At 73.7% G+C, this 13,934-nt stretch carries 1 protein-coding gene; it reads right to left on the bottom strand.

Translation table 11 applies throughout. The features are described from left to right. Positions 1–39: 39 nt before the first annotated feature. Positions 40–13,923 (bottom strand): type I polyketide synthase, encoded by a 13,884-nt coding sequence (locus ACFVXC_RS40375; protein WP_389916472.1) that lies wholly within the window; start codon positions 13,921–13,923, stop codon positions 40–42. Positions 13,924–13,934 lie beyond the last annotated feature (11 nt).

Genomic DNA, 13,934 nt, shown 5'->3' with positions numbered 1-13,934 from the left:
ACGCGGCTCCTTCACGGGACTCCTTCATGACCGGCCGATTCATGACCGGCCGAGTTGGTTCTTGATGAAGTCGAGCATCTCGTCGTCGCTGGCGGCGGCGAGCCGGTCCGTGACGTCGCCGTCGCCGCTCTCGCCCGCCGGGTCGGCTCCGCCGTTCTTCCAGCGGTCGAGCGCGGCCTGTAGCCGCACCGCCACCTTCGTACGGGTGATCTCGTCGGCCGACTCGACCAGCGACAGGCTGCCTTCGAGCCGGTCGAGGTCGCTGAGGACCAGCACCGTGGGCTCGCTTCCGTCCCGGACGAGTTCCGTGCGGAGGTGGTCGGCGAGGGCCGTCGGCGTCGGGTGGTCGAAGACGACCGTGGTCGGCTGGACGAGGCCGGTGAGGGCGTTGACGCGGTTGCGCAGTTCGACGGCCGTGAGGGAGTCGAAGCCGAGCTCGCGGAACGGCCTGACCGGCTCGACGGCGGCCGCACCGCCGTACCCGAGTACCTCCGCGACCTGCTTGCACACCAGGGTGAGCAGCAGCCGGTCCTGCTCGGCGCGCGGGAGCGCCGCGAGCCGCTCCGCCAGGTCGGGACCGGTGTCGGACGCCTCGGCCGCGCCACCGGCGCCCCGGGCCCGAGCCGCCGACAACAGCCGCTCCACCTCTGGGAGTTCGGTGTAGAGCCTGCTCGGGCGGACCGCGGTGAAGCCGGGGTGGTACTGGTCCCAGTCGATGTCGCTGACTATGGCGGCGGTCAGGCCGTGGTTGAGGACCTGGTGCAGGGCGGCGACGGCGCGTTCCGGCGCCATCGGCGGCAGCGCTCCCCCGCGCAGCCGCTCGGCGGCCACGCCTTCGGCGGCCATGCCGCTGCCCGACCACGGACCCCAGGCGACGGCGGTCGCCGCCAGGCCACGCGCTCGTCGTGCCACGGCGAGCGCGTCCAAGGAGGCGTTGGCCGCCGCGTAGCTGCCCTGCCCCGCGCCGCCGGCGACACCGGCGACTGAGGAGAAGAGGACGAACGCCGAGAGGTCGAGGCCGTCCGTCAGCTCGTCCAGGAGCTGGGCGGAGCGCACCTTGGCGCGGAACACGGTCTCGAACCGCTCGGCCGTCATCCCGTCGAGCACTCCGTCGTCGAGGACTCCGGCCGTGTGGAACACCCCGGTCAGCGGCATGTCCCCGGGAATCTCCTCCAGGACCCGGACGAGGGCGTCCCGGTCGGCGGCGTCGCACGCCGACACCGTCACCTTGGACCCCAGCCCTTCCAGTTCGGAGCTGAGTTCAGCGGCGCCGGGCGCGTCGAGGCCACGACGGCTGGTCAGGACGAGATGCTCGGCGCCCTCGCGCGCCAGCCAACGCGCCACGTGTCCGCCAAGGGCACCCGTGCCGCCCGTGATGAGGACGGTGCCCCGCGGGGACCATTCCGCGGCAGGGGCATCGCCCAGTGGGGCTCGTACGACACGGCGGCCGAACACTCCGGACCCGCGCACCGCCACCTGGTCCTCGCCGCCTCCTCCGGCGAGCACCCCGGCGAGCCGCGAGAGAGCGCGGGCATCCGGCACCCCGGGCAGATCGATCAGACCACCCCACCGCTCCGGATACTCCAACGCCGCGACCCGGCCAAGACCCCACACAGCCGCCTGCCCCGCATCAGGCGCCCCATCGGACTGCCCGACCGAAACCGCACCCCGCGTGACACACCACAACGGAGCCGACACACCAGCATCACCCAACGCCTGGATCAGCGTCAGCGTGGCCGTGAGCCCACCCCCCGCGTTCAGCGACAGCACGCCGTCGACGGCTGTCTCGGACGCCGCCGCCCGCAGTTGTGCGGTCAGCCTGTCCCGGTCCGCACCGACCGCTGCGTCCACCTCGACGGTGACCAGGCGCACGTCCTGCCCGGCGAGCGCGGCGAGCCCCGTCGGCCACGGGTCGTCCGCGCCCGGGGCGGGCACGACGACGAGCCAGGTTCCGGACCACGCCCCCGGCTGTGCGTCGGTGAGCGGCTTCCAGGACTCGCGGTAGCTCCACCGGTCGATGGTGGCCGCCTCGCGCTGCTGCCGCCGCCATGCGGTGAGGGCGGGCAGGACCGAGCTGAGGGGTGCGTCGTCGGCCACTTCCAGGGCTCCGGCGAGGCCCGCGAGGTCCGCGCTCTCGACGGCTTCCCAGAACCGCGACTCCACCTCGTCGGCCGCGCCCGCACTCTCGTGGCCCGCGCTGTCCGACGTCGCCTCCAGCCAGTAGTGGCTGCGCTGGAAGGCGTACGTGGGCAGGTCGACGCGGCGCCGGGCCTCGACCGGCGCGTAGAGCGGCGTCCAGTCGACCTCGGCCCCGCGGACCTGGATCCTGGCCAGAGCGGTCAGGAACGTCTCCGCTTCGGGGCGGTCGCGGCGCAGGGCGCCGACCAGGCCCGTCTGCCGGTCCGGCTCGGTGACGGTGTCGTGGGCCATCGCGGTCAGGACCGCGTCCGGGCCGAGCTCGAGAAGCGTCGATACCCCGTACTCCATGAGGGAGTTGAGGCCGTCATGGAAGCGCACCGCCTCGCGGACGTGGCGTACCCAGTACTCCGGGTCCCGCACTTCACTGATCTCCGAGAGGCGCCCGGTCAGGTTCGACACGATCGGCAGCGTCGGCGTCTCGTACGCGATGCCCTGCGCGACCTTGCGGAAGTCCGCCAGGACCGAGTCCATCAGCGGGGAGTGGAAGGCGTGCGAGACCTTCAGCCACCGCACCTTCCGCTCCTGAGCCTTCAAGGCCTCGGCGATCCCCTCAAGGGCTGCCTTCTCTCCGGAGAGCACCACCTGGGAGGGCCCGTTCACCGCGGCCAGGTCCACGCGGTCCGCCAAGCCGTCGAGGAGCGGCAGTACGTCGGCTTCCGCCACCTGGACCGCGAGCATCGCGCCGCCCTCGGGCAGCGCCTGCATCAACCGGCCGCGAGCGGCGACCAGTCGGGCCGCGTCCTCCAGGGACCAGAGTCCGGCCACGTACGCCGCAGCCAGCTCACCCACCGAATGCCCGCCGACGATTTCTGGCCGCACCCCGAAGGACTCCGCAAGGCGGAAGAGCGCCACCTCGACGGCGAACAGCGCGGGCTGCGCGTACCCCGTCCGCTCAAGCAGCTCGGCATCGTCGCCGAACATCACGTCCTTCAACGGCCGCTCAAGCACCGTGTCCAAATGCGCACACACCTCATCGAGCGCGTCCGCGAACACCGGGAAGGTCTCGTACAACTCACGGCCCATACCGATCCGTTGACTGCCCTGTCCGGTAAAGACCACCCCGAGCCGCCCCTCGACCACGGAACCCGTGATCTCGTGCCGGAAGGGTGCGCCGTCCGCACCGAGGTACACGGCGCGGTGTTCGAGGAGCGAGCGTCCCGACAGCAGTGACCAGCCCACGTCCACCGGGTTCAGCTCCGGTTCGGCAGCGGCGTGTTCACGGAGTCGGTCCACCTGCGCGTGCAGGGCATCGGCGTCGCGCGCCGACACCACCCACGGCAGCAGTGCCGACTTCACGGCGACCTCACCGGCCTCCGGGCGCTCGGCCTTCCGGCCGCGCCTCGGGGCCTGCTCGACGATGACGTGCGCGTTGGTGCCGCTGACACCGAACGAGGAGACTCCCGCACGACGCGGCGCGCCGTCCCTGGCGGGCCAGTCGCGGTTCTCCGTGAGGAGCTCCACGGTCCCGGCCGACCAGTCCACATGGGAGCTCGGCCGGTCGATGTGGAGGGTGCGGGGCAGCATGCCCTCGCGCATCGCGAGGACCATCTTGATGACACCGGCGACACCGGCGGCGGCCTGCGTGTGGCCGATGTTCGACTTCACTGAGCCGAGGAGCAGCGGCTGCCCCGCCGGCCGTTCCTGTCCGTACGTGGCAATGAGCGCCTGGGCCTCGATCGGGTCGCCCAGGGTGGTGCCGGTGCCGTGGCCCTCCACGACGTCGACCTGCTCGGGTGCGATGCGGGCGTTGGCGAGCGCGGCCTGGATGACGCGCTGCTGGGAGGGGCCGTTGGGGGCGGTGAGGCCATTGCTCGCACCGTCCTGGTTGACCGCGGAGCCGCGCATGACGGCGAGTACTTCGTGGCCGTTGCGGCGCGCGTCGGAGAGGCGCTCAAGGAGCAGCAGGCCCACGCCCTCGCCCCAGCCGGTGCCGTCGGCGGCCTGCGCGTACGGCTTGCAGCGGCCGTCCGACGCGAGGCCGCCCTGCCTGCTGAACTCGTCGAAGGCGCCCGATGTCGCCATCACCGTGACACCACCGGCGAGCGCGAGGCTGCACTCGCCCTGGCGCAGCGCCTGCGCGGCCAGGTGCAGGGCGACCAGGGACGACGAGCAGGCCGTGTCCACCGTGACCGCCGAGCCTTCGAGGCCGAACGAGTAGGCGAGTCGGCCAGAGATGACGCTGCCCGACGTGCCGGTGAGGAGGTGTCCTTCGACGCCTTCGGGAACGCTGTCGAGCCCGGTCGCGTACCCCTGGTGTCCTGATCCGATGAAGACGCCGGTCGCGGTGGAGCGCAGCGACCTGGGCGCGATGCCGGCGCGTTCGAAGAGCTCCCAGGCGGACTCCAGGAGGATCCGCTGCTGCGGGTCCATGGCCAGGGCCTCGCGCGGCGAGATGCCGAAGAGCCCGGCGTCGAACCGCGACGCGTCGTAGACGAAGCCGCCCTCGGGCTTGTACTGGGCTGCCGCGCCGGACTCCCAGCCGCGGTCGGCGGGGAACACCGATATGGCGTCGGTGCCGTCGACGAGCAGCTGCCAGAGCTCTTCTGGGGAGTTGGCGCCTCCGGGGAAGCGGCAGCTCATCGAGACGATGGCGATCGGGTCGTCGTCCACCGCCATGGACCCGGTGGGTACGGGGGTCGCTGCGGCGTCCGTACCCGTCCCGGCGAGAGCCGCCACGAGGTGGCGGGCCAGGGCGTCGGGCGAGGGATGGTCGAAGACGACGGTCGACGGCAGTGGCAGCTCCGTGGCGGCGGTGAGCCGGTTGCGGACCTCCACGGCCGTGAGCGAGTCGAAGCCCAGCTCGCGGAAGGCGCGGGTGGGTTCGACGGCCTCCGCGTCGGCGTAGCCGAGCACGGCGGCGGCCTGGGCGCGCACCAGGTCGAGGGCCAGGCGCTCCTGTTCGGCGGCCGGGAGCCCGCCGAGACCGCGTGCCCACTCGGATGCCGGTGCCGCGGTTCCAGCGGTCGCGGCGGCCGTCGTGGGGCGCTCGCGGCGCAGTTCGGGCAGGGCGCCGATGAGGGCGCTCGGCCGGGCGACGGTGAACGCGGGCGCGAACCGCTCCCAGTCCATGTCGGCGACGGTCAGAGCCGTCTCGTCGTACGCGAGGGCCTGCGCGAGCGCTCCGACGGCGCGGTCGGGCGCGAGCAGCCGCACGCCACGGCGGCGCAGATGCTCCTCGGCCTCGGCGGTCGCCGCCATGCCGCTGCCGCCCCAGCCGCCCCACGCGACGGACGTGGCGGTGCGGCCGATGGCCCTGCGCCGCTCGGCGAGCGCGTCGAGGAACGCGTTGGCTGCGGCGTAGCCCGACTGTCCGCCGCTGCCCCAGACGGCTGCGATGGACGAGAACAGCACGAACGCGTCGAGCGGCGCGTCACCGAGCAGCTCGTCGAGGTGCGCCGCGCCTCCGGCCTTCGCTTCCAAGGCCTCCGCGAGCTCCGCCGCCGAGGTGTCGGCGAGTGCGAGCGCGGGGCTCACTCCCGCCGCGTGGAACACGGAGCGCAGGGTGTGCCCGTCACGGGCGAGCTGCTCCAGGAGCGCGGACAGGGCATCCCGGTCGGCCACGTCGCACGCGGCGACAGTGACCTCGGCCCCAAGATCCTCCAGCTCCGCCTTGAGTTCGGCGGCGCCCGGAGCATCCAGACCACGACGACTCGTCAGTACGAGATGCTCGGCGCCCTCACGCACCAGCCAGCGCGCGACATGCGCACCGATCGCTCCGGTGCCGCCCGTGATCAGGGCGGTGCCGCGCGCGGTCCAGGCGCCGGTCTCCCCGGCGTCGAGCGGGGCGTGCGCGAGTCGGCGTGCGAAGACTCCGGAGCCGCGTACGGCCAGTTGGTCCTCGTCCCCGGCTCCGGCGAGTATCCCGGCGAGGCGGGCGCCCGCACGGACGTCCAGCGTCTCGGGCAGATCGATGAGACCACCCCACAGCTCGGGGTGCTCAAGGGCCACGACCCTGCCGAGACCCCACATCTGAGCCTGGACGGGGTGGGCGAGCCGGTCGCTGCGGCCCGTCGATACGGCACCGCTCGACACCGCCCAGAGCCGCGCGTCGACGTTCGATTCGGCCAGCGCCCGCACCAGCGCCACCGTGCCCGCGAGTCCGGTCGGCAGCACGGCGTGCGAGGGGTGGAGGTCCTCTGCCAGAGCCAGCAGGGAGACCACGCCCGACAGACCGCCGTCACCGGCGTCACTGGCGTCACCTGCGTCAGCCGCGTCAGCCGCCTGCCGCAGCTGCTCGGCCAGCCCTTCACGCGTCAGGTCGTCGGTGCGTACGCGAAGATGGTGCACCTCGGCCCCGGCCCGGGACAGGGCATCGACGACACCCGTCGTCCACGCGTTCTCGGCCGCGTCCTCGGGCATGACGACCAGCCACCGCCCCGAAAGGACGGGCGACGGCAGGGCGCCGCCGGACAGTGGCTTCCAGGCCACCCGGTAGCGCAGGGAGTCGACGGCCGAGCGTTCGCGGCGCTGGCGGCGCCACGACGACAGCACCGGCAGGACCGCGCCCAGTTCGGAGGCGGCGGCTTCGGCGTCCAGTTCGGCGGCGAGTTCCTCCAGGTCCTCGCGTTCGACGGCCTCCCAGAACCGTGCCTCGGTCTCGTCGTCGGCGGTGGCGGCCGTGCCGGCGCCCCGGGCGCTCTCGTCCACCAGCCAGTAGTGCTCGCGCTGGAAGGCGTAGGTGGGCAGGTCGACGAGGGTGCGGACGCCGGGGAAGAGCGCCTGCCAGTCCAGCTCGACGCCGTTGACGTGCGCCTCGGCGAGCGCGGCGACAAGCCCGGCCGGGCCGTCCTCGTGCAGGGTCATCTCGACGAACGGGCCATCGCCATCGGCCGGTCGCGGCACGACAGGCACCTCGGGGGCGTCCTCGTCCCGCAGCGTCACGGCACGGGCGGCGTCCTCGAGGGAGAGCATCCCCGCGACGACGGCCGCGGCGATCTCACCCCGGCCGTGGCCCAGCACACCGGTCGGCTCGACACCGGCCGCGCGCCACACTGCGGCCAGGGACACCGGCACCGCGAGACGCACGGCGGCATCCCGTACTGCGTCTCGTGCGGCGTCTCGTGCGGCGTCGGCACGATGGGAGTTCTCGGCGCGCAGTTCCTCGATCAGGTCCCCGTCCACGAAGGCGGAAAGGGCGTCGGCGCACTCCCGCATCCGCTCGGCGAACACGGGGCTCGTGTCGAGGAGTTCGGTGATCGGCCGGGCCAGGTGGTTCCCGTCTTCCGGGAAGACGAAGACGGGTCGGCTCGCGCCGTCTCCCGCGCGGCCCGTGATCACGGCGTCGGTGTCGCCCCGGGCGAGCCGTTCGAGAGCGGCGAGGAACTCCGTACGGTCCCGGCCGACGACGGCGCCCCGATGCTCGAAGCGCGACCGTGCGGTGGCGAGGGAGTAACCGGCCTCCGCCATACTCAACTGGTCGTTCGTCACGAGGTGTTCGCGCAGGCGCACGGCCTGCCCCCGCAGGGCCTGCGGAGTACGCCCGGAAAGTACCAGCGGCAGCACGCCGGCCACCAGCGGCGGCCCGGCGGGCCCGGTCTGCGCGGCCGGTGCGTCGGCGGGGGCCTGCTCGACGATGACGTGCGCGTTGGTGCCGCTGACGCCGAAGGCCGACACACCCGCGCGGCGCGGCGTGTCCTCGCCGCGGCCCGACCACTGCCTGGCCTGGGTCAGCAGCTCGACGGCGCCCGCCGTCCAGTCCACCTGGGGCGTGGGGGCGTCCACGTGCAGGGTTTGCGGGAGCACCCCCTCGCGCATCGCCATGACCATCTTGATGACTCCGGCGACACCCGCGGCTGCCTGCGTGTGACCGAGGTTCGACTTCACCGAGCCCAGCCACAGGGGCTGTTCGGCCGGGCGGTCCTTGCCGTAGGTGGCGAGCAGCGCCTGCGCCTCGATCGGATCGCCGAGCGTGGTGCCCGTGCCGTGCGCCTCCACCGCGTCCACATCACCGGCCGCGAGTCCCGCACTGGCCAGGGCCGCGCGGATCACACGCCGCTGCGAAGGCCCGTTGGGCGCGGTCAGACCGTTGCTCGCACCGTCCTGGTTGACCGCGGAACCCCGTACGACCGCGAGAATCTTGTGGCCGTTGCGGCGGGCGTCGGAGAGGCGCTCCACGAGGAGCATGCCGACGCCCTCGCCCCAGCCGGTGCCGTCGGCGCCCGCCGCGAAGGCCTTGCAGCGGCCGTCGGTGGCAAGGCCGCGCTGGCGGCTGAACTCGATGAACGTGCCCGGCGACGACATCACCGACACGCCGCCCGCGAGCGCCATGGTGCACTCGCCCTGGCGCAGCGACTGTGCCGCCAGGTGCAGGGCGACCAGTGAGGACGAGCAGGCCGTGTCGACGGTGAGGGCAGGACCTTCGAGGCCGAACGAGTAGGAGATGCGGCCGGAGGCGACGCTGGCCGCGTTGCCGATGCCGAGGTATCCCTCGACCTCCTCGGGGACCGCGTCGAGGTCGGCGGTGTAGTCCTGGCCGTTGGTTCCGGCGAAGACGCCGATCTGGCTGCCGCCGAGCGACAGCGGGTCGATTCCGGCCCGCTCGAAGGCTTCCCAGGATGCCTCCAGCAGGAGCCGCTGCTGGGGGTCCATGGCGAGGGCTTCGCGCGGGTTGATGCCGAAGAACTTCGGGTCGAACTCGCCCGCGTCGTAGAGGAATCCGCCTTCGCGGACGTACGACGTACCGGCCTGGTCGGCGTCGGTGTCGTAGAGCGCTCCGACGTCCCAGCCGCGGTCGGCGGGGAATGCGCCGATGGCGTCGACGCCGTCCGCGACGAGCCGCCACAGGTCCTCGGGGCTGCTCACGCCGCCGGGGAAGCGGCAGCTCATGCCGATGATGGCGAGGGGCTCGTCGTCCGGGGCCGCCCGGGTGACCGGGGCCGGGAGCGCCGTGTCGGGCTCGTCGGCGAACAGTTCGGCGTGCAGGTGCGCGGCGAGCGTGGTCGCGGTCGGGTGGTCGAAGATGAGCGTGGTGGGGAGCTGGAGGCCGGTGGCGGCGCCGATGAGGTTGCGCAGCTCGACGGCCGTGAGGGAGTCGAAGCCCAACTCGCGGAAGGCGCGCGTTACTTGAATGTCGTCGACACTCGGGTAGCCGAGGACCCCCGCGGCCTGTTCGCGGACGAGGTCCAGGAGTGCCGCCTCACGGTCGGCCCGCGCGAGCCCTGCGAGGCGCTGCGCGAGGGCGCCGCCGGGGGCGACGGTCGCCACGTCCGGGGTGCGGTCGAGGACCTTGACCTCGGGGATGTCGGTGAACAGGCGGCTCGCGCGTACCGTCGTGAAGCCGGGGGCGTACTGCTCCCAGTCGATGTCGTTGACGACGGTGGCGGTCTGGCCGTGCGTGAGGGTCTGTTGCAGGGCGGCGATCGCCAGGTCCGGTTCCATGGGCGGCATCACGCCGTGCCGCAGCCGCTCGGCGGCGGCTCCTTCGGCGGCCATGCCGGTGCCGCCCCAGGGGCCCCACGCGACGGATGTCGCGGTGCGGCCCATGGCGCGCCGGGTCGCGGCGAGCCCGTCGAGGTAGGCGTTGGCGGCGGCGTAGCCGCCCTGCCCCGCGCCGCCCGCGACACCCGCGTACGAGGAGAAGAGAACGAACGCCGACAGCCCGTGGTCTGCGGTGAGTTCGTCCAGGTGGCGGGCGGACTGCACCTTGGCGCGGAACACCGCGGCGAGACGGTCCGGGGTCATGCCGTCGATGACGCCGTCGTCGAGGACTCCGGCCGTGTGGAACACGCCGGTCAGCGGGGCGTCGTCGGGGATGTCCGCGAGAACGCGGGCGAGTGCCTCGCGGTCGGCGGCGTCGCAGGCCGCTACGGTCACCCGCACCCCCAACTCCTCCAGTTCCGCACGGAGTTCGGTGGCGCCGGGGGCGTCGGGGCCGCGGCGTCCGGCGAGGACGAGGTGCCGCGCGCCCTCGCGGGCGAGCCAGCGCGCGACGTGCCCGCCAAGAGCGCCGGTGCCGCCGGTGATGAGGACGGTGCCGTGCGGCGACCACTCCGCGGCCGGGGCCTCGCCGAGCGGGGCGCGCACGAGGCGGCGCCCGAAGACGCCGGAGCGGCGCACCGCGACCTGGTCCTCGCCTTCGTGGGCGGGGGCAAGGACCCGGACGAGGTCCGTGACCGTCTGGTCGTCGGCCGCGTCGGGCAGGTCGACGAGGCCGCCCCACGTCTGCGGGTGTTCGAGGGCCGCGACTCGCCCCAGGCCCCACACCGCCGACTGGGCGGGGTCCTCCGGGCCCTCGGCGGGGCTCGTGGTCACGGCGCCGTGGGTCGCCGCCCACACCGTGGCGGTGGCGCCCGCGTCGCCGAGTGCCTGGAGCAGCGTCATCGTGCGGGCCGCCGGGGTGAACGCGGCGTCGTCGGAGAGGCCCGCGCCGTTCGGCAGGGCGAGGAAGGAGAGGACTCCGTCGAGTCCGGCGGCGTGCGGGCGCAGCAGCTCGGCCAGGGCGGCGCGGTCGCTCGCCGCGGCGTCCGGCACCCGCACCACGGTGAGTTGCGCCCCGTGTGCGGTGAGACCCTGTTCGGCCGCCCTGGTCCACGGGTGGCCGTCGCGTCCGGCGGGGACCAGGAGCGCCCAGGTGCCGGGGAGCGCGGGGATGGCGTCAGCCGGGCGCGGCAGCGGGTTCCAGGTGACGCGGTAGCGCCAGTTGTCGAGGGCGGAGATGCGGCGTTCCTTGTTCCGCCAGGCCGTCAGGGCGGGCAGCACATCGCTGAACGGCGCGTCGTCGCGCACGTCGAGCGCGCTGGCCAGGCCCGCCAGGTCGGCGTGTTCCACGGCCTCCCAGAAGCGTGACTCGGCGCCGTCGGCGGGAACCACGGTCGCGGCGGTGCCGGGGGTCTGGGGGGTGGCCGTCTCGAGCCAGTGGCTCTGCCGCTGGAAGGCGTACGTGGGCAGGTCGACGCGGCGGCGGGCGGCGACGGGCGCGTGCAGCGGCGTCCAGTCGACGGTGGCGCCGCGCACGTGGACGCGGGCGAGCGCGGTGAGAAACGTGTCGGTCTCGGGCCGGTCGCGGCGCAGCGCCGGGACGAGTCCGGCCTGGGCGGTGGTGTCGGTGAGGGTGTCGTGGGCCATCGCCGTGAGGACGGCGTCGGGGCCGAGCTCAAGGAGTGTGCTCGCTCCGAAGCCGGTGAGGGCGCCGAGCCCGTCGTGGAAGCGGACCGGTTCGCGCACGTGCCGCACCCAGTACTCGGGGTCCTGGAGTTCGGCGGCGGTGGCGAGGCGCCCCGTCACGTTGGAGACGAGGGGCAGGGCGGGCGTGCCGTACTCCAGGCCGCGGGCGATCTCCCGGAACTCGTCGAGCATGGGCGCCATGAGCGGCGAGTGGAAGGCGTGCGAGACCTTCAGCCAGCGGGTCTTGCGGCCTTCGGCGCGCAGGTGGGAGCCGAGGTCTTCCAGGACGCCCCGGTCGCCGGAGAGGACCACTTGGGCGGGGCCGTTGACGGCGGCGAGGCCTGCCCACTCGGAGACGTCGTCCAGGAGCGGCAGCACGTCGGCCTCGGCTGCCTGGACGGCGAGCATCGCTCCGCCGCGGGGCAGTGCCTGCATCAGCCGGCCGCGGGCGGCCACGAGCCTGGCCGCGTCCTGAAGGGACCAGAGCCCGGCGACGTGGGCGGCGGCGAGCTCGCCGACGGAGTGGCCGCCGAGGATCTCCGGCCGTACGCCGAAGGACTCCGCGAGCCGGAACAGGGCTACTTCGACGGCGAAGAGCGCGGGCTGCGCGTAGCCGGTCTGTGCCAGCAGCTCGGCCTCGGCCGACGCGGGATCACCGGCGCCGAACACGACCTCCTTCAGCGGCCGGTCGAGGAGCGGGTCGAGGTGGGCGCAGACAGCGTCGAAGGCCTGCGCGAACACGGGGAACGCCGCGTACAGCTCCGCTCCCATGCCGATGCGCTGGCTGCCCTGCCCGGTGAAGACGACGCCCAGGCGGCCCTCGACGACCTCGCCCACCACGACACCCGGTGCGGCCCCGGGTGCCTCGGAGGCCAGGGTCTGAAGGCCCGTCAGGAGCTGCTCACGGTCCGGTCCGAGCAGCACCGCGCGGTGTTCGAGCGCGGCGCGGCCGGAGGCGAGGGACCAGGCGATGTCGGCGCGTCCGGCGTGGTCCGCGGCAAGGCCGGGATCGGCGAGAACGCGTTCGCGCAGCCGTCCCGCCTGGGCGCGCAGCGCCTGCGCGGTCCGGCCGGAGACGGGCCACGGGACGACGCCCTCCACGGCATCGGACGACAACTCGACGGAGGATTCAAGGAGCTCCGCGGGCCCGGTGGGCTCGGCGGACTCCGCGGAACCGGAAGACTCGACGGACTCGGGCCCGGCCTCCGTCTCCTCGGCGGCGGCCACCGCCTGCTCGGCCGGTGCCTGTTCCACGATGACGTGCGCGTTGGTGCCGCTCACGCCGAACGACGAGACGCCCGCGCGGCGCGGGCGGTCCGTCTCCGGCCACTCCCGCGCCTCGGTCAGCAGCTCGACCGCCCCTGCGTTCCAGTCGACATGGGAGGTCGGCCGGTCCACGTGCAGGGTCTGCGGGAGCACGCCCGCCCGCATGGCCATGACCATTTTGATGACGCCGGCGACACCGGCGGCGGCCTGGGTGTGGCCGATGTTCGACTTGATCGTGCCGAGCCACAGCGGCCGGTCCGCGGGACGCCCCTGCCCGTACGTCGCCAGGAGCGCCTGCGCCTCGATGGGGTCGCCGAGGGTCGTGCCGGTGCCGTGCGCCTCGACCGCGTCGACGTCGCCCGTGGAGAGGCCCGCCCCGGAGAGGGCGGCGCGGATCACACGGCGCTGCGAAGGCCCGTTGGGGGCGGTGAGGCCGTTGCTCGCGCCGTCCTGGTTGACCGCGGAGCCCCGCAGGACCGCGAGGACCGGGTGGCCGTTGCGGCGCGCGTCGGAGAGCCGCTCCAGGAGGAGCAGGCCGACGCCCTCGCCCCAGCCAGTGCCGTCGGCGGCCTCCGCGAACGCCTTGCAGCGGCCGTCCTGTGCCATGCCGCGCTGCCTGCTGAACTCCACGAACGCGGTCGGCGTCGACATCAGCGAGACGCCACCGGCCAGGGCGAGTCCGCACTCGCCCTGCCGCAGGGCCTGCGCCGCCAGGTGCAGCGCGACGAGCGAGGACGAGCAGGCCGTGTCGATGGTGACGGCCGGGCCCTCCAGGCCGAGGGTGTAGGAGAGGCGGCCGGAGACCACGGCCGCCGTGTTGCCGGTGCCCGAGTAGCCCTCGGTACTGTCGGCGGCCTCCGCGACGACGGCCGTGTAGTCCTGCCCGTTGGTGCCGGTGAACACGCCGGTGCGGCTGCCCCGCAGGCTCTGCGGGTCGATGCCGCCCCGCTCGATCGCCTCCCACGCGGTTTCCAGGAGGAGCCGCTGCTGCGGGTCCATGGCGCGCGCCTCGCGCGGCGATATCCCGAAGAAGCCGGCGTCGAACTCGTCGGCCGCGTAGTAGAAGCCGCCCTCGCGGGCATACGTGGTCCCCTGGTGGTCGGGGTCCGGGTGGTAGAGCCCGTCCACGTCCCAGCCGCGGTTGGCGGGGAACTCGGAGACCGCGTCGACGCCGTCCGCGACGAGCCTCCACAGCTCCTCGGGCGTGGCCACGCCGCCGGGGAACCGGCAGCTCATCCCCACGATCGCGAGGGGCTCCGACTCGCGGGACTCCAGCTCCTGCATCCTCCGACGAGTCGTGTGCAGGTCCGCCGTCACCTGCTTGAGAAGGCGACGGATTTTGTCGTCGTTCACCATCTGACCTAGCT

The organism is Streptomyces sp. NPDC058257 (genome assembly GCF_042881845.1).
Classification (GTDB): domain Bacteria; phylum Actinomycetota; class Actinomycetes; order Streptomycetales; family Streptomycetaceae; genus Streptomyces.
Note: the sequence above shows the minus strand (reverse complement) of the source record. Positions and strands in the feature narration are given on the sequence as shown.

Bases quoted from the DNA above. Each gene is read 5' to 3' on its own strand.
- ACFVXC_RS40375 (WP_389916472.1), bottom strand. From the start codon at position 13,923: ATGGTGAACGACGACAAAATCCGTCGCCTTCTCAAGCAGGTGACGGCG.